The sequence below is a fragment of the Streptococcus sp. 3.1 genome, assembly GCF_016648915.1.
GTDB classification, from domain to species: Bacteria; Bacillota; Bacilli; order Lactobacillales; family Streptococcaceae; genus Streptococcus; species Streptococcus salivarius_E.
Genome location: NZ_JACLQV010000004.1, coordinates 67,246 through 85,110 on the forward strand (window position 1 = coordinate 67,246; position 17,865 = coordinate 85,110).

Sequence of the window (17,865 nt, forward strand, 5' to 3'; positions counted from 1 at the left end):
TAAATTGGCTAACACTTTTATAGTATGGCACTCTCAATTTTTTGTCAGGAAGTTTTAAACGATTTTCTTTATCAAAATCTGGCAAGGATTCTGGGGATCCCAAAGTTGAGGAAAAATCTCTAATTTTTTAAAACCAACACTTCGATAAAAGACAATTGTTCGATCATAATCTTTATTAGAGCCTTCTGCTACTGTTTTTACCTGTAGGTAGTCTACTTGTTTGCGTGCTTCACTTTCTAAAGTAGCAAGCAATTGACTCCCAATTCCTCTACCTTGATGAGCTTTTTTTACGCCGAGACAATCAATCTCTGCACACTCTTCACTAGAATAGGACAAGCTTACAAATCCAGTCAAATCACTCTCCTGATAGGCTGCCCAAACTTGCAAATCTTTGGCTCCTTCGATGTAGGCTTGCGTGCTTTCAGGTATTCCAAACCATTCTGGCAAATCCTTTAAAACCTCATCAACAACTGCCATTTTTTGATCTTCATCCTTGACTTCTTCAATTGTAAACATCATAAGTTCCTTTCTTGATTTTAGTCTTACTTTCCCCCTTACGAGCCAGCACTTTCGTAGGCATCCAAGCCCCTATCCCAGAGTTTGAGGGAAATGAAAAAGAAGACAAGGGAAATCAGAATCAAACCACCGATATCAAAGAGCCCATTCTTACCCTGCAAGAAATAACTGGCAGGATAGTAAGCCGTAAAGGCAAATGGCACGATAAAACTGATCAACCAACGAAGGAGCGAATTGTAAATGGAAATCGGGTACTTGGCAAAATCATTGAACATATAAAAAATATAAATCATGGCGCCTGACTGTTTAGTCCAAAAAGCGATACTGGCTGTCGCTATTTTCAAGGAAGTATAAATCAAGGTAGCAAATGGAATACAGACTAGGAAAATCAGGAATTTGGGAAGCGTCCAAGCAATGCTTGATACTGTTGTTCCCAATAGAATGCAACCGACCAAAAGTTCCCCCAAGGCATCAATCTGAAAGGTCTCAACCAGAATATGAAAGAGAGGGTTGATAGGACGAGTCAAATACTTGTCAAATTCCCCTTTTCGGACTAGTCGTTGACCTAAGGCCCAGAGATTGTCAAAAAAGAGATGATCTAATCCCTTTGGAATTAAGGAAAATCCATAGATAAAGGCAATTTCTTGAAAGGTCCAACCTTCTAGCGAGGGGATGTGTTGAAAGATGACATTGAGAAACAAGAGGTTTAGGCCTTGAGTCAGAAAGACTCCCAACACACCTACCACAAAATCCACCTTGTATTCCATGATTTGCTTGATGTATTGTCTGATAAAAATCAGATGCATGCGTTGATATTTTTTCATACTAACCTCCTTGAATAGTGATAAATGACTGGACTCGTTTCCAAATCAACTGAGACAAGCCCACCATCACTATAAGCCAGAAAAACTGAAGCAAAAGTGCTTGAAGAATCTGACTGGCATCGTATTTCCCAACAATAATCATGACCGGAGTGTAAATTAAGGATGAAAAAGGCAAGAAGGAGAGAATAGCTGAAACCGCCTTTGGAAAGAAAGCCAAGGGAATCAAACTTCCAGACATAAAGGCCACTATGGAAGTCTTGAGTAGATTGGAACCCCAAAGATTTTTAAAGACAAATGCTGAAAATCCAAAGCAGATATTAAAGAAAAAGTTAATCAGATAAGCCAGAGTTAAGCTAAAGAGATAAAGGACAGTTAATCCCAGCACTTCTACAATTCCTTGCCCAGACAGGATTTTCATCAAAATAATGACACTTAAAAATGGCAGGCCAACAGAGATGAAAATCAACCACTTGGAACCAAGCTCGGTGAAAAGGTAAGAGGCCGCAAAATGCACTGGTCTCAGCAAGCGCATGATAATGGAGCCATCCTTGACCTCCTCCCCAATCATAAAGGAGCTATCAGACCTCGTCAAAAGATTGGTCACAAAACTCATGATGATGTAGAGAGTGATATCTGCCATACTGAAGCCCTGAATCAAAGGCTCCTGGGAGGAGTCAAAGACAGCCTTCCAGAGATAGAAAGCGACAAAAGCCCCCATGACATCACCAATCCGATAGAGAATAAAGTTGACTCGATAGGTAATCAACTCCTGAATCCCTGCATTGATAAAGGGTTTATAACGTCTCCACAATTTGACCATCTTAGAGCTCCTTTCGATAGAAGCGACGGATAATATCTTCAATATCCGTATCTACCATCTTCAAATCACGAACTTCAAAATCAGATAAGGTTTGCTTGATAATATCGGCCGACTGGTAGCGGGAACTATCGAATTCAATATTGAGAGTATTTCCTTGTCTATCAATGGACATATCAGGCAAGCCCTCATAATGAGAGACGAGATGACTTTGACCTGGCGTCAGATCGAAAGAGAGAGTCTTCATCTTTCCAAAGGTTTCCTTGAGCTGGCTAACCGTTCCATCAAAAATCTCTTGCCCCTTATCAATCATAAAAATCCGATCACAGAGTTGCTCAATATCACTCAAATCATGAGTAGTCAAGAGAATAGTTGTCTCTTCCTCCTGATTAATCTGAGTAATGGCCCGACGAATGTTGTCCTTGACCGACACATCCAAACCAATAGTCGGCTCATCTAAAAAGAGAACTTTGGGATTGTGAAGCAAGGAAGCCGCAATATCCGCCCGCATCCGTTGACCTAGCGAAAGAGTCCGCACGGGATCCTTGATAAAATCCTTCAAATCCAAAACTTCATTCAAAAAATCCATGCGCTTGTGGAAGAGCGAGTCTGGGACATCGTAAATCTCCTTCAAAACCGTGTAAGTTTCTTGCAGGGCCAAGTCCCACCATAGCTGGGTGCGTTGTCCGAAAACGACTCCAATATCCTTGACATAATCTTGGCGATTATCCTGTGGAATCTTGCCATTAATCCGACAAAAACCAGATGTCGGTTTCAAAATTCCTGTCAGCATTTTAATGGTGGTCGACTTCCCAGCACCATTTGCCCCGATAAAACCTAGAATCTGCCCCTTGGGCACCTCAAAGGTCAAATCCTTGACCGCTTCAAAGGTCTGCTTTTCAGGATGAATAAAGGAACGCCAAGCCCCCTTCAACCCCGGTTCCTTGACTGTCTTCACAAAATTTTTCTGAAGATGTTTCACTTCTATCATTGCCATATCTATCTCCTACAGTAAAAAATCAACAAACCGTGTCCTCTAAACACAAAAAGCCAATTTCTCATCTCCTAAAATCTCCCTTCTTTATCACAGCAGAAGACCTTAGTATTACTCTATTATAAAGCAGTTAAAAAAGGAAACCAAGTGTTATTCTCTCAAAAGAGAAAATAGTTTTGATACTTGAAAAAATCAAAAAAATCTGTCTAATTCACTAAACAAAATGACACAATTCAATAATTCATCAAAGCCTCTACATATTCCTGTAGAGGCTCATTTCAACTTCTCTCATTCTTGCTTGTGAATGTTTAGATAGATTATAAGGCATGAAAAAAGCCACCATCTGGTGACCTTCAATTAAAAAGTATCTTTTATAAACTTCCCTTAAGTGAATTGGGACGTCAGCGATCTTCTTCGAAGCTCCATGACTCATTTTTGAGCCTAAGGTCTCAAAAATCCCATGTGGCTGAAACTAAATTGTTTCAGCCACTTTTCTCACAGCGGGAAGTTTCACTTTAAAAATACTTCACTCTTACTAATTAATCTAATTCAAATTTTTAGTTAAAACAAAGTGATAGAAAATTTATCTACTTCTCCTCACCCTAGCCAGTCTTTTTCTTTGGCAATGCGGACGGCTTCTGTTCGGTTGCCTGCATCGAGTTTAGTCAGGATGGCTGTCATGTAATTTCGGACGGTTCCATTTGAGAGAAAGAGGCTTTCTGCGATTTCTTGGTTGGTTGAACCTTGGGCTACCATGGCCAAGACTTCTTGTTCACGTTGACTGAGTGGGTTATTGTCAAAGGCGACACCTTCGACAAGCTCTGGTGAGTACTCCTTATGACCTGCTAGGACGGTATGGATGGTCGCCATGAGGTCACTGATGGAACGTTCTTTGAGCACGTAGGCATCCACCTGGGCTGCAAGGGCTCGTTTAAAATAGCCTTTTCGTTTGAAAGTAGTCACAATGACGACCTTCGTTTCACTTTGATTGGCACGGATCCACTCCAGGACATCAAGTCCTGTCTTGATTGGCATTTCAATGTCTAAAATGGCTACGTCAACTTCTTCTTTTTCCAAGAGAGCAATGGCTTCTTGACCATCACTGGCCGCATGGACCTCTTCGACATCGTCTTCCAACATGAGAAGTTGGCAGAGGGCATCCCTCAACATTGACTGGTCTTCGGCGACTAATAATTTCATGCTTTTCCTCCCTCTTTCAAATGCACACGAATGATTGTTGGATGCGATTGAGACAGAATTTCCAAGTCTCCATCTACCAAACTGAGGCGCTCTCTGATGCTGTGTAGTTCTTGTCCAGTGACTTCCTTAAACCCACAACCATCATCTTCAAACTCAAGAACAATACCATGATCACGTCTTAGACGAATCTGACAGCTATCGGCCTGGCTATGTTTGATGACATTATTGGACAGTTCACGAAGCACCATGGACAAGGTCGACTGGCTAACAGGTGACAGGCTGTCTAAGTCAAGGCTACTATCCACGGCCAAGACGATATCTGATAGGTCAAAGAGTAGCTCGAGTTCCAGTAACTCCTCTGCCACCGTTCGGTACTTGAGCTTATTGACAATCTCACGTACCTCGTACATAGAGTCTCGGCTAATCTGGTTCAATTCTTCCAGATTCTTCCTAGCAGCATCATACTGTTCCTTGTCCATCTGTTTCAAAGCCAACTCAGTTTTGAGACTCATCATGGCAAAGGTATGCCCTAAGGTATCGTGCAAATCACGGCCGATACGATTACGCTCATTTTCAGCTGACAGGATATTAATGGTCCGATTCTGCTCCGCAAGGGCCTCTTCCATCTTTCTCTCCTGACGTATACGGTTTTGAAAATAGTACATTCCCAAAGAAAATAAGGTAATAGCCATAGACATGAGGTGGGTACTCAAATCGTCTGTCAATAGGAAGGATGATGACGTCAAAATCAAGAGGGTCACTAGAAAGGAAAAGAATCGATAAGATGATATGCTATCCTCAAAGCGCCAAACGAGAAGATTGACATTGAAAAAAACAAACCACATCATGCCCCCCTCGAAGGTCATGGACATAAAGATAATGTAAGCTAAAGTGTAAAACCACAGAAAGGGAATCCACTTGCTATAGGCTTGTTTCAAATACACCATAAGGAGATAAGCGATGGTAAACAATCCTGTCAAAACTAAGGTCCAAACTGGAAAATAGCCACCAAAAACTCCCAATACTGGGAAGACTAGGAAAATCAGACTAACAAAATAAGCGAAATCATTTTTCTGGTATGTTCTAAACATGGTCACTTTCTCTGTACGATTTGATAAAAAGGGCTAAGCCTGTAGCTATTGTAGCATAGACCAAGATAAAAATGAGTGATTTCCATGAAAATTCCCCTTTTTTCGCGAAATTGACTACCAACTGATTAATATGATAGATGGGTGTCCACTCGGAAATGTGCTGAACCCATTTTGGAAACAAGGTTACTGGCATCCAAGAACCACCAATAATAGCTAGACCAAGAAAGACGATATTTCCGACGATAGCCATGATTTGTTGGGACTTAATTTGGGCTAGGAGTAAGCCAAAAGAGAGGAAGACTAGACTTGACAAGAGTAAAAGAGCCCCTGAACCAAGCCAATGTGATAATGGCATCTTAACATCACGCACAAAAGCTCCCACACAGAAAGTCACTAGGATAGCAACCATAAAGTTCATAAGAACTCGGAAGATTTTAGAGAGGTAATAGGCTTGAATACTGATTTTTGAATGTTCGATGTAGGTTAACCAGTGCTCCGTTTGGTCCTCTCTAAGCATGTAGGGGAAGGTAAAGAAACCAAAGCTGGACATAGAGAATCCTGTCATCGTCAACATATAGGACAAGATAAAGGCTTTTTGTGATTCTGGGTCAGGACTCATTTCCATACCTGAATACAAGAGGAAAAATCCGACGGGCATTCCGATAGACATGATAAAGACGGGCCAACTGCGCCATGTTTTTATCCATTCGATTTTAAGTAGTGCTTTCATGACTTATCCTCCCTTGTGCTATCAAATAGGCTATCTAAAAGTGTCTTGTTTTGAATTTCAATGTCAGAAATGCGACAGCCGTGAGCTTGTAAACTACTCCATACACTTTCAATATCTTTAGTCATAAAGGTTACAACATCACGTTTTTCAGTCACATCATAAATGGCTGCCAGTTTGTCAAGACTTGGCGCAAAGCGACTTGGTAAGGTGACTTGTTTTTCCTTTTCCTCGCTACGCATAGCGTGTGGCGTAGTATCCCTGATGAGTCTCCCCTGATGAAGGACCAAAATGCGGTCAGCTGTGTGCTCGACTTCTTCGATATAGTGGGACGAATAAAGAATAGTCACACCTGACTTTTTCAGATCATTGATGATTTCCCAGAAACGTTGGCGTGTCGTAGTGTCCATCCCTGCTGTCGGCTCATCTAAAAAGAGAATATCAGGCTTGCCAATTAGACAGAGGACAAAGGCAAGAAGACGTTTTTGTCCCCCTGAGAGTTTGTCCGCAAACTGCTGATACTGATCGTCTTTGAATTGTAAGAGTGCTTGAATCTCTACTTTAGATAATCCATTCTCAGAAATATCTTGGAAAAAAGCAATCAGTTCCTTGACTCTTAATTGTGAGGGAATGGTATTTTCTTGAAGGAGAACAGCAATTTGATCTTGTGCTTTACCCTTTTTGCCTTTGATAAAGACTTGACCGCTGCTGGCTTTCTTGTCACCAAGAATGCAGGACATTAAGGTCGTTTTACCAGCACCATTTGGCCCAATTAAGGCAAGACAATCACCTTGTCCCACCTCAAAGCTAATATGGTCTAAAATCGTTTTTCCTTTGATTTTTTTGACAAGATTTGTGACTTGAAGGATTGCTTCACTCATGTGTGTGATTTCCTTTCTTTTGGTAGAAGGCTAAAAAGACATAACAAGCTGCAACAGACACACCCATGACACTGTAGAGAATATCACTACTGCCATGAAGTAGGACATAGGCAAAGAGGATGGTCCAAATTACCGCTAGGAGCATAATGCTTAGTATTTTCAATAGTTTCATACTGAGCCTCCTAGTTTTTCAATTCATTAATGACAAGGTCGATAAAACTTTTAGCCATAGTGATGAGAATGTAGGCTGAGATAGACAAGCCAATAATCATACCCAAATTTGAGAAGATAGCTTCAAAGTTCCCTTTTTCAAAGATGTCAGTAAACATGCTAAGTCCAGCAAAGACAGTTCCGATAACAGCGTAGATAAGGTAAGATGTTTTGATTTTCATGAGATGACCTCTTTCGTTTTTTATTATTTCTAAGTTATGACTAAAGTATATCTTTTTGGTCATTCTCTTTTTAGCACCAGATGTCATGACATGACATGACATTTGTCATGTGACGTAAAAAAGCCGACCTAAGGTCAGCCTCCAGAGATAGATAAACTATTTCAAATGCGCCATGAACTAAGAAAGTCAGCAAAGAATGACAGATGATTCTCTTTGGGAACGAAGTGAGTATAACTGAGACTTTTCACTGTGATAAAAAACCCTGAAGAACTTAAACTTCAGGGGTTCGGAAGTTTCGAGACCTTCGACTCGAAACTTAGGCATGGAACTTCTTTGAAGTTCGCTGACGTCCGTCATCACCTAAGGAAAGTCTCGAAAAAGATTCTTTATTAAAAAATAAAAGCCAACCCAAGGTCAGCTTTTCATTTATCTTACTAATTATTTTTTGAATGGTTCTTCCACCATGATGAGAGGATGGAACCTGAGATATTGTGCCAAATACTAAAGATAGTTGATGGGATAGCAGCTTGTGGCACGAAATATTTCATAGCAAGAGTTGCTCCAAGACTTGAGTCTTGCATCCCCACTTCGAAGGTAATGGCTTTTTGTTGGGGTTCTTCCAAACCAAGGATTTTTGAAAATCCAAAACCAAGGGCATAACCACAAAGATTGTGGAGCATAACGACTGGAATGACAAGGGCTGTCGCTGCTGTGAAAATATTGGCATGGTTGGCAGAAACAACTGCTCCAACAATCAAGAGGATGGCAGCTTGTGAAATCAAAGGCATAATCTTGATGATGGCATCGATTTTCTTACCAAAGATTGAGTGAACGAGCACACCCAAGATAATAGGGACAACCACGATACGCAAGGTACTTAGGAAGAGGCTTTGGGCAGGGACACTCACGTACTGACCAGCCAAGAATGACAAGAGGGTTGGAATCATGAGTGGTGCCAAGAGAGTTGAGAGGGTTTCAATAGAGACATCCAAGGCGACATCCCCACCTGAAAGGAAGGCCATGACACTCGATGAAGTCCCACTTGGACAAGAGCCAACAAGGATAACCCCTGCTGCTGTCGCACCTTTCAGATGGAAAATCATACAAAGCAACCAAGCCAAACCAGGCATGATGACATAGTGAGCTACAGTCCCAAGAACAACGGGAATTGGACGCTTAGCAATACGTTTAAAATCTTCAGTTGTCAAGGTAAGCCCCATACCAAAAAGAATCAAACCAAGCAGATAAGCCGTATTGGGAATGACCCAACTACTAGTTGCAGGAAGGGCGTAGTTAAAGGCCGCCCAGAGGATAACAGCTACAGTAAACCATTTGCTGAGCCATTTACTAAAAGATACAAGTGACTCCATAATGAAACCTTCTTTCTATTTTCACGATATAGTATAGCACTTTCATTTTGAATTTCAAGGTAAATTTCGAATTTTCTGAAATTATTTTCAAAAAATAAACCCTCACACTTAACATGCGAGGATTTTGTGATTTCTATAAACTTTAAGCCTTGTCTTGCGACTTTTGTTCAAATTGTTGAGCCCGTTCTTCTCCCCACCACAGTGGCAATAATTCTCCCAAAGTGACGGTCTGACGTGTTTCGTAGTCAACCATGAACTCTAAATGACGATTGTCGGGATGCAGTTCCATTAAAAATTCTCGACAAGCTCCACAAGGCATGCCAGATGGTCCACCATGAGGTGGCTGGTCACGAAAGGCGATAATACGCTTGACCTTAGTCTGACCAGTTTCTTGATACATATTGAAAAGGGCAGCCCTTTCGGCACATAGATGGAAAACACCACACGTCCCTTCCATACAAAAGCCTGTGAAAATTTGCCCATCTTCAGCCTCAACGGCAGCCACAACGTGCCTAGCATAGACAAAGTCTGAGACTTCCTGTGGCTGATACAAAGCTTTTGCCTCTTCATACATCTTCTGCCAAGCATCCATTATTTCTCCTTTAACCTCGATCACTTTCTCTTTGCGACTTGATAAAGAGTGCAAGCCCTGTTGCTACTACAGTATAAGCCAAAATAAACAAAAGTGATTTCCATGAAAATGTCCCATCCTTTGCAAAATTAACAACTAACTCATTGACATGATAGACAGGCGTCCACTCAGAAATGCTCTGAACCCACTTTGGAAACATGGAAATAGGCATCCATGAACCACCCACAATAGCCAAGCCAAGGTAGGTGATATTTGCAACCACAGACATGATTTGTTGGGATTTAATCTGAGCGATAAGCAAGCCAAAGGCCAAAAAGACCAAGCTTGATAGAAGTAAGAGGGCACCTGAACCTAGCCAACCTGACAAAGGCAACTCAACATCTCGAACAAAGGCTCCCACACAAAAAGTCACAATGATAGCCACCATAAAATTCAGCAAAACACGAAAGATCTTAGATAGATAATAAGCCGAAATGCTGATTTTAGAATGCTCGATATAGGTCAACCAGTGCTCTGTTTGGTCCTCTTGCAACATATAAGGGAAGGTAAATAAACCAAAGCTAGACATGGAAAAGCCAGTCATGGTCAACATATAAGACAGCAAAAAATCTTTTTGAGCCTCAGGATTAGGTGTTGAGACAATACTTGAAAAAAGGAGGAAAAAGCCAACAGGCATCCCGATTCCCATGATAAAGACTGGCCAGCTTCGCCACGTTTTTATCCATTCAATTTTTAGTAATGCTTTCATGCCTTGTCCTCCCTTGTTGAATCAAATAGGCTATCCAAGAGTGTTTTATTTTGGATTTCAATATCAGAAATTCCACAGCCTGATTTTTCGAGTCTTTGCCATACCTTTTCGATATCTTTGGTCATGAAGCTAATGACATCCCGCTTCTCAGTAATCTCATATATATCTTCCAAGCCATGAACAATGTTAACAAAGCTACTTGGCAAAGTGACCTGCTTCTCTTTCTCTTCATGTCGCATAGCGTATGGTGTGGTATCTCTGATAAGTTTCCCTTGATGGAGGACTAAGATACGGTCAGCTGTGTGTTCCACTTCTTCGATATAGTGAGAGGAATAGAGAATGGTTACACCTGATTTTTTCAAGTCATTGACAATCTCCCAGAAACGCTGACGAGTCGAGGTATCCATACCCGCTGTCGGTTCATCCAAGAAGAGGATTTTAGGTTTATCAATCAAACAAAGGACAAAAGCCAGAAGACGTCTTTGCCCACCAGAGAGTTTGTCCGCAAACTGCTGATACTGGTCTTCCTTGAATTGTAGGAGTTCCTGAACCTCTTGATTGGTCAAGGGATTATCAGAAATAGATTGGAAGAAGGCAATTAGCTCTTCCACTTTCAAACTATTTGGAATGGTATTTTCCTGAAGGAGAACCGCAATTTTATTTTTTGCCTTACCTGCTTTACCATCAATGAGGACCTGACCATTACTCGGTTTTTTATCACCAAGAATACAGGACATCAAGACAGTCTTACCTGCCCCATTAGGTCCAATCAAGGCCACACAATCGCCCTTGTTTATCTCAAAACTAATCTTCTCTAAAATGGTCTTTCCCTTGATGCGTTTTCCAAGGGATGTGACTTGAATAACCGTTTCATTCATACCTGTGATTTCCTTTCTTTTGTATAGGAGCCATGCTAATTGACGATAGAGCTGATATCATCGGACTTCCCTTAATACTCCACTTCCAACTCCGTACAGAAGAGACTTCCGCTCAGATGAAGCCTAGTTTCAACTTGCTCGATATCAGATTCAAAACGATCCACCTTCACAGATGACAGAGGATGTGAAATTTCAGTGGCATCCATGACACAGTCGTGAGGAAGTCGGATATGAACTTCACCAAACTTAGCATCAAGATGAACAGCTACCTGATCTGACGCAAAGCTGGCCTGACTCAAATCCAACCAAAGCTCACCAAAAGCTAGATTCATATCAATCGTTTCGACTTCTTGAGAATAGATACGATACCTATCCTCAGCCATATAGGTCTTAACAGAAATATGAGGTCCCTCTTGGTCGTTCTTATTAACCTTATAATCTTTAGTGAGCCCTTTCTTTGGACTACGACCATAAAAAAGCTCTAAAGCCAAGCCAATTAGAAAGATACCGCTAAAGAGATTCCACTGTGCAAAATCGAGGTTTAACAAGTCATGAACATAGGGTGATAAGAAGGCCAAACCAAGAAAAATGAGGAGCGGTCGCCTATTCAAGATACCAAAACAAAAGAAGGCCACGAAGAAAACCAGATTATAATTGACCATGATCCAAAAATCTGGAATAAAGGCACTAGCGATAAAACAAGCTGCTAGTAAAAGCAACAAGATGGCCCGAGCATTAAACCGTTTCATAAGGAGACTCCTTTCTAGTAAATGATTGCAAATTTCCAATTATTTTCACTATCAGTATAGCACTATTTGTAAACGTATTCAATGTTATATTAAAAGGATTTGCAAGAAAAAAAGAGCTTTCGCTCTTTCATTATTTTCAATGTTTGACAGTTACCTGTCCAAAGGATACTGAACCTGTTAGAGAAACTGTAGTGCTAGCCAAGTCTCGTTCTCCTAGACTATCGTAGCTTTTCACTCCTGCCAGGCTTGTATGAAGGCCGTGTGCATCCACTTGCCAATCCTTAGGTACTCGAATGATAACCTGAGAAAAATTTGCCTGAACCACAATCTGAGGTCGATCCGTCATAAACTGAGCCTGACGCAAATCCAAAGTCAAACGTCCAAAATCGGCATTGGCATAGACAGTTTCGAGGTTTTGTGAAGTCACCACCTGAACAGACTCTGAAAATAAGGTCTTAGCGAAAATCTCTCGCTCATGTTCTTTAGAAACCTTGTAAGAAAAGTTCTTCTTATAACTTGGCTTGCTCAAACGGTCCACTGCAATCCCCAAGATAAGAATTCCTACAAAGAGTGTCCATTCTGAATAGTCCAATCTAAAGAGGTCATGGATATAGGTCGATAGAAAAGCCATCCCCAAGAAAAAGAGAAATTTCCCCTTAGATTGCCAGCTCAAAAGCACAAAAAGCAAGGCTAAAATCAATTTATAATTAAAAGCCAAATACAAATCCGGAATAAATGCTGTCGCGATAAAATAGGCAGCAATGATAAGTAGGGTGAAAACACCTGCATTAAATCGTTTCATAACAGTTCCTTTCTAAATCCTATCCTTGAGTTTTTCCACAAAAAGGTAGGCTGCTGGACAGAAAAGCGTATTTTTGATAGTCAGATGATTGATCTGATAGATTTTCTTACGATCCGTGTGAGGAAAGGCTGCACAGGCCTTAGGACGGACATCATAAATATCACAGAGATTATCAGGCCCTAAGAAGGGACAAGGCATAGACTTGAAGACCTTGTCGCCATCCTCATCTACCTGAAGGTACATCTCCTCGAAGGCAGGTAATTTCATTCGAAAATGCTTGGCAATGCGAGTAATGTCCTGCTCTGTGAAGTCGGGACCAAGCGTCTTACAACAATTAGCGCACTGGGTACAATCAATTTCTTGAAAGACTTCATTGTGTACCTGCTGAACAATCTTATCTAAATTTTTAGGAGCCTTCTTCTTGAGTTGTGCTAGAAACTTTCGGTGCTCCCCCTGCTTTTGACGTGCCAATTCCTCGTAACGTTTGACATCAATAGTCTGTGACATGTGTTTTCTCCGATGATTTATAATTCTTTCATCTATTATAGCATAAAAGAAATAGAGCCTAGCATGAACTAGACTCTATGTCAATTACATCGATACGATTCGACGATAGGAACGAGACGTTAGGGCAAAAACCAAGATATAGGCTAGGAAGAATACGCCACAAACAATGATAGTAACCACTAACATAAGACTTGGATTAAGAACTCCAATGATACGCACAATCAAACTGATCATATGATAGGCAAAGGCCAAGTGAATAAAGGCAAAAATCAAGGGGAGGAAGAAGACAGTAAGGACTTGCTTTCCAATGGTTTGCTTGACTTGGAGGTCGTCCAAGCCAATCTTTTGAAGAATAACAAAGCGCTCACGATCCTCATAACCCTCGGAAATCTGTTTATAGTAAATCACGAGAACTGTGCCAAGCATGAAGATGATGGATAGGAAGATGCCGATAAAGAAGGTTCCACCAACAAAGCCATTTACCATGCCTTCTGCATCATATCGACTATTTGCAGTGAAGTAAGACTTAGGGAGGCCAGTAGTTTGTCCAGCTAACTGTTGTGTTTCTTTATCCGTGATTTTGTCTAGCAAATCTGAATTTTTCTTGGCATCATGTGAAGGGTCTTTGACATTAACACCAACATAGGTAGCTTGGGTGGTTGCTGTTCCTTTGATACTTTCTTGAAAATCATCCATATCAGGAACAACAAGGTAGCTATAATCAGAAACTATGATTGTGAAGAGGTTGGGTATTTTACCTTTAAGAAAGTCATTAAGGCTATCATGGATCTGGTAGGTTTGACTATTGACAGACAAACTCTTTTGATCTTTTAATGTTTTATTTTTAGTAAATAAGCCAACTTGATTTGAAGTCAGATTGAGGTCTTTACCTGTTAATTGTTTATAAGTAGATTGTGAGAAGACAAGAAAAATTGACTTTGGTAGAACTTTTCTTTCATTCTCAGAAAAGATGGTTAGCTTGTTTTTTTCTTGTTCTTTGATACCAAAGTAGAGGTAACTTACTTCCACTTTTCTATTTACCTGATTTCCCGTCTGTACTAAGAAATCATCCATAGCTTTCCGTGTACTTGTTAAATCTACATTCGTCCCTGTAACTGAGTAATCATGCGGAGCAGAACTCGCCAGATAGTCTTTTTTTCCAGCATAAATACTTGCAGCACCTACAAGTGTCACCAAAACCATACTTGAGAGAATGGCAATGGTCGCCAGCCCAACTGCATTTTTTTTCATCCGAAAGACAAGATTGGAAATGGAAATCATATTATTGGGCTTGTAATAGTAGCTCTTCTTCTTTTTCAAGAGTTGCAGAACAACTGTTGTCCCGGCATTAAAGAGAAGGTAAGTCCCTAGAATGACCAGTAGAACAGCTAGGAAAAAACTCATAATAGCCGTTACTGGATTCTGAACAGAGAGAGCAAGATAGTAACCATACCCCATAGCACCAAGTCCCAAAAGGGTTTGAATAACTAGAAAACGTCCCTTTTTTTCACCCTTAAGGCCATCTTTAGTTAATTGTAAAGGATTAAGCCGTAGCAATCGGAAACCATTTACCAAAACCAACAAACCAAAAATACAAGCAAAGATGACAAGAACAATAGGAATTGTCATTACTTGAAAGGTCGAAACTAAACCAGTACTTTCACCGATAAGCCTTTGAAGAAAAGCATAAATGAGTTTATCGAAAAGTGCCCCCACACCTATACCTAGAAGCAAAGTCACAAAACTCATAATCACTGTTTCTTTTAGAATCATACTAAAGAGGTGACGCTTCTCTAAGCCTAGCACACTATAGAGACCAAGCTCCCTTGAACGATTTTTCATAACAAAGCTATTGGCATAAAGAACAATAATTCCAGAGGATAGGGCGACAATTCCAAGTCCCATCCCCAAAACCATCTTGATAGCATCTGCCCCAGTCAAGTGATCCAGATGAGGATTAAGCGTTAAAGATGTAAAGATATAGGTAATGGCAATAGCCAGAATAGTTGCTAAAGCAAAAGGATAATAAAGCTTACGATTTTTTATGAGATTGGACAAAGCCAGTCTATTGGTTAGACGAAACATATTAGTTCACCTCACTTGCCATTGCAGTTAGTGTATCGGAAATTTCCTGGAACATTTGATGTTCAGACTTATCTCCTTTGAAGATTTGATTATAAAGAATTCCATCCTTGATAAACAAAACACGCTGCGCTCGACTGGCGGCCGCTGTCGAGTGAGTTACCATGAGAATGGTCTGACCGCTGGCATTAATAGCATCGAAGACATCCAAGAGCGCTGCTGAAGATTTGGAATCCAGGGCACCTGTTGGCTCATCTGCTAAGAGTATTTCTGGTTTTGTGATGATTGCACGCGCAACCGCAACCCTTTGCTTTTGGCCACCTGAAATTTCATAAGGGTACTTCTCCAGTAAGGAATGAATTCCCAGTTGACGACTGATTGCATCTACTTGTGTCATCATTTGCTTAAGTGGGCGACGAGAAAGAACCAAAGGTAGCAAAATATTATCTTTAACTGATAGGGTATCTAAAAGATTGAAATCCTGGAAAACAAACCCTAATCTTTCACGACGGAAGCTAGAAGCATCCTTGTTTTTGATGGTTGCTGTGTCCATACCATTCAGATAGACACGCCCTGCTGTTGGTTTATCAAGCATGGCAAGGATATTAAGCAAGGTTGATTTTCCTGACCCAGACTCACCCATGATTGCAACATAGTCACCTTTATCAACCGTAAAATGGATATCTTTAAGGGCTTCAACCTGATTTCCTTTGAAACGTGTTTTATAGATTTTTTTAACATGTTGAACATCTAGTAATGTCATAATAAGCTCCTTTATTTAATAGATTTGGAAGAGATTTTAGGAACCTCTTACTTAACTTCTGATACCATTTTATAGAAAAAGCAAGGTCTCAACCATAACCCTTGCTTTCATTTCTAGCCTTATTTCTTACACTTTTGTAAGTTATTAATCAATAGCCAACTTCTGCTTTTGAAAATGAATAGAAACTGTGGTCCCTTGACCTACTTGGGAACTAATACTAATATCATGTCCAAGCTGATCAGCAATCTTCTTAGAAAGATAGAGACCCAGTCCAGACGACTGCTGAGTCAAGCGGCCATTGTAACCTGAAAAACCACGCTCAAAGACACGTAAAATATCACTATCCTTGATACCAATCCCAGAATCTTTAAGATAAAGCCTATTATCTTTGAAGTAAATGTCAATGCCACCACTCTTTGTGTACTTCAAACTATTTGATAAGACCTGCTCTACGATAACCAAGAGCCATTTTTCATCTGTAACGACCATAACATCCAAGTCATGTAAATTAATAGTCAACCCTTTTTGAATAAAGAAAATACTATGCTTTTTAACAACTTCTTTAACCAAGGGGGCTAATGCAACATGCCTCAACTGCAAATCATCATGAAAGTTTTCCAAACGTAAATACTGCAAGACCAGATTGGTGTAGGCATCAATCTTGAAGACCTCTTGCTCCAAGAGAGCCCTCGTTTTACTATCTGTAACATCCCCTAACAATAATTGACTGGCTGCTATTGGCGTCTTGATTTGATGCACCCAAAGGGTATAGTAGTCCATCAAATCTGTATAGCGCTTGCGCTCCTCCTCAGTCTGAACCATTTGACTCTCCTTAGCATTTTCCAAGGCCTGAGCTAGATAAAACTCTAAAGGACTTGATGGTGTCATTTTCTCATAGAGATAGGCTAAGTTATAAGACTGATAAGAGCTAACCAAGTCCCAAATAACTATGATGATAGCCACAAATGTCAGTATGGTCAAGGCATAATAAAGAATATCTGCCGCCTCTTCAAATAAAAAGGCAAACAAGACTAATATGATTCCATTAAAAATAAACAAAAGATAGAAAGGTAGACGAGACCTAATCTGATATTTGATAAATTGACGCTTATCCATCATGACGCAACCCGTAACCGACACCTTTCTTGGTTTCAATAAAATCCTTCAAACCAACTGCCTCTAACTTCTTACGTAAACGAGCTACATTAACTGACAGGGTATTGTCATCAATAAAGAAGTCACTATTCCAAAGCTCCTTCATGAGGTCTTCCCGACTAACGATATTTCCAGCATGGTCGAAGAGAACTTGTAAAATCTGAAACTCGTTCTTAGTCAAAGAAACGACTTCTCCCTGATAAACCAGATCCATGGCCTTAAGGTTCAGAATCACACCCATATATTCCAAAAGACTCTGATCCTTTCCAAACTCATAAGATCGGCGCAAAAGCCCTTGAATTTTTGCCAAGAGAACATTTTGGTCAAAGGGTTTAGTCACAAAGTCGTCCCCACCCATATTGATTGCCATAACGATATCCATGGCCTGATCTCTGGAAGACAAGAACATAATAGGCACCTTGGAGACCTTACGAATTTCCTGACACCAATGATAACCATTAAATAGAGGTAAACCAATGTCCATAAGAACCAAGTGGGGCTCTACTTTTACAAAAATAGATAATACTTCCATGAAATCTTCAACAAGAACAACTTCGTAACCCCACTGTTCTAGCATTTTTTTGACTTGTTGACGGATAACCTCGTCGTCCTCCACTAATAAAATCTTATGCATAACTCAACCTCTTTCATTTCCCACTATTATAACAATAAATACCCCAAGAAACGACCTTTCTCAGGAAATCTTACAATAATGTTAGATTGAATTTTCCAACTTTTAAAATAGTGCGTTTTCATAGGAAAAATCCTTTGAGTCTT

The 17,865-nt window shown here is 40.4% G+C and carries 21 protein-coding genes; all 21 read right to left on the reverse strand.

What is annotated here, in order from left to right:
- Positions 1-54: 54 nt before the first annotated feature.
- The 21 genes from H7U02_RS03640 to H7U02_RS03740 all read right to left on the reverse strand — a co-directional run bounded on the left by H7U02_RS03640 (position 55) and on the right by H7U02_RS03740 (position 17,722).
- Positions 55-516, reverse strand: a complete 462-nt coding sequence (locus H7U02_RS03640) for a GNAT family N-acetyltransferase (protein ID WP_004182326.1) — start codon at positions 514-516, stop codon at positions 55-57.
- A gap of 38 nt (positions 517-554) precedes the next feature.
- On the reverse strand, positions 555-1,340 hold the full coding sequence (locus H7U02_RS03645; RefSeq protein ID WP_004182325.1) for an ABC transporter permease: 786 nt from the start codon (positions 1,338-1,340) through the stop codon (positions 555-557).
- A gap of 1 nt (position 1,341) precedes the next feature.
- The gene (locus H7U02_RS03650; protein ID WP_004182324.1) at positions 1,342-2,160 is read right to left on the reverse strand and encodes an ABC transporter permease; all 819 of its coding nucleotides are present in this window, start codon (positions 2,158-2,160) and stop codon (positions 1,342-1,344) included.
- A gap of 1 nt (position 2,161) precedes the next feature.
- Complete coding sequence (locus H7U02_RS03655; RefSeq protein WP_004182323.1) at positions 2,162-3,154, reverse strand: ATP-binding cassette domain-containing protein; 993 nt, start codon at positions 3,152-3,154, stop codon at positions 2,162-2,164.
- A 594-nt stretch (positions 3,155-3,748) separates the two neighbouring features.
- Positions 3,749-4,351: a response regulator transcription factor gene (locus H7U02_RS03660; protein ID WP_004182322.1), complete on the reverse strand. Its 603-nt coding sequence runs from the start codon at positions 4,349-4,351 to the stop codon at positions 3,749-3,751.
- Positions 4,348-5,442: a sensor histidine kinase gene (locus H7U02_RS03665; protein ID WP_004182320.1), complete on the reverse strand. Its 1,095-nt coding sequence runs from the start codon at positions 5,440-5,442 to the stop codon at positions 4,348-4,350. The genes H7U02_RS03660 and H7U02_RS03665 overlap by 4 nt, the downstream gene beginning before the upstream one ends.
- On the reverse strand, positions 5,435-6,172 hold the full coding sequence (locus H7U02_RS03670) for an ABC transporter permease (RefSeq protein WP_004182319.1): 738 nt from the start codon (positions 6,170-6,172) through the stop codon (positions 5,435-5,437). The genes H7U02_RS03665 and H7U02_RS03670 overlap by 8 nt, the downstream gene beginning before the upstream one ends.
- Positions 6,169-7,050 carry an ABC transporter ATP-binding protein gene (locus H7U02_RS03675; RefSeq protein WP_201041695.1) on the reverse strand — a complete coding sequence of 294 codons (882 nt, stop codon included), beginning with the start codon at positions 7,048-7,050 and terminating at the stop codon, positions 6,169-6,171. Before H7U02_RS03675 ends, H7U02_RS03670 begins: the two co-directional genes overlap by 4 nt.
- Positions 7,043-7,222 carry a hypothetical protein gene (locus H7U02_RS03680; RefSeq protein WP_004182318.1) on the reverse strand — a complete coding sequence of 60 codons (180 nt, stop codon included), beginning with the start codon at positions 7,220-7,222 and terminating at the stop codon, positions 7,043-7,045. The genes H7U02_RS03675 and H7U02_RS03680 overlap by 8 nt, the downstream gene beginning before the upstream one ends.
- A gap of 10 nt (positions 7,223-7,232) precedes the next feature.
- Entirely contained in the window at positions 7,233-7,442 is a 210-nt protein-coding gene (locus H7U02_RS03685) for a hypothetical protein (RefSeq protein WP_004182317.1), read from the reverse strand.
- Positions 7,443-7,876: 434 nt separating this feature from the next.
- On the reverse strand, positions 7,877-8,812 hold the full coding sequence (locus H7U02_RS03690) for a bile acid:sodium symporter family protein (RefSeq protein ID WP_013990402.1): 936 nt from the start codon (positions 8,810-8,812) through the stop codon (positions 7,877-7,879).
- A gap of 142 nt (positions 8,813-8,954) precedes the next feature.
- A complete protein-coding gene (locus tag H7U02_RS03695) occupies positions 8,955-9,404 on the reverse strand; it encodes a cytidine deaminase family protein (protein ID WP_107373189.1) in 450 nt (149 codons plus the stop codon).
- 10 nt (positions 9,405-9,414) lie between these two features.
- Entirely contained in the window at positions 9,415-10,152 is a 738-nt protein-coding gene (locus H7U02_RS03700; protein WP_002891235.1) for an ABC transporter permease, read from the reverse strand.
- Complete coding sequence (locus H7U02_RS03705) at positions 10,149-11,030, reverse strand: ABC transporter ATP-binding protein (RefSeq protein ID WP_201041696.1); 882 nt, start codon at positions 11,028-11,030, stop codon at positions 10,149-10,151. The genes H7U02_RS03700 and H7U02_RS03705 overlap by 4 nt, the downstream gene beginning before the upstream one ends.
- A gap of 71 nt (positions 11,031-11,101) precedes the next feature.
- Positions 11,102-11,779: a hypothetical protein gene (locus H7U02_RS03710; RefSeq protein ID WP_155222633.1), complete on the reverse strand. Its 678-nt coding sequence runs from the start codon at positions 11,777-11,779 to the stop codon at positions 11,102-11,104.
- 136 nt (positions 11,780-11,915) lie between these two features.
- The gene (locus H7U02_RS03715; protein WP_110981482.1) at positions 11,916-12,581 is read right to left on the reverse strand and encodes a hypothetical protein; all 666 of its coding nucleotides are present in this window, start codon (positions 12,579-12,581) and stop codon (positions 11,916-11,918) included.
- 12 nt (positions 12,582-12,593) lie between these two features.
- A complete protein-coding gene (locus tag H7U02_RS03720; protein WP_002885314.1) occupies positions 12,594-13,088 on the reverse strand; it encodes a YkgJ family cysteine cluster protein in 495 nt (164 codons plus the stop codon).
- An 84-nt stretch (positions 13,089-13,172) separates the two neighbouring features.
- Complete coding sequence (locus tag H7U02_RS03725) at positions 13,173-15,173, reverse strand: ABC transporter permease (protein WP_110981483.1); 2,001 nt, start codon at positions 15,171-15,173, stop codon at positions 13,173-13,175.
- A gap of 1 nt (position 15,174) precedes the next feature.
- Entirely contained in the window at positions 15,175-15,933 is a 759-nt protein-coding gene (locus H7U02_RS03730; RefSeq protein WP_008534947.1) for an ABC transporter ATP-binding protein, read from the reverse strand.
- A gap of 144 nt (positions 15,934-16,077) precedes the next feature.
- A complete protein-coding gene (locus tag H7U02_RS03735; RefSeq protein WP_371515012.1) occupies positions 16,078-17,052 on the reverse strand; it encodes a sensor histidine kinase in 975 nt (324 codons plus the stop codon).
- Complete coding sequence (locus H7U02_RS03740; protein WP_004182305.1) at positions 17,042-17,722, reverse strand: response regulator transcription factor; 681 nt, start codon at positions 17,720-17,722, stop codon at positions 17,042-17,044. Before H7U02_RS03740 ends, H7U02_RS03735 begins: the two co-directional genes overlap by 11 nt.
- Between the last annotated feature and the right edge of the window lie 143 nt (positions 17,723-17,865).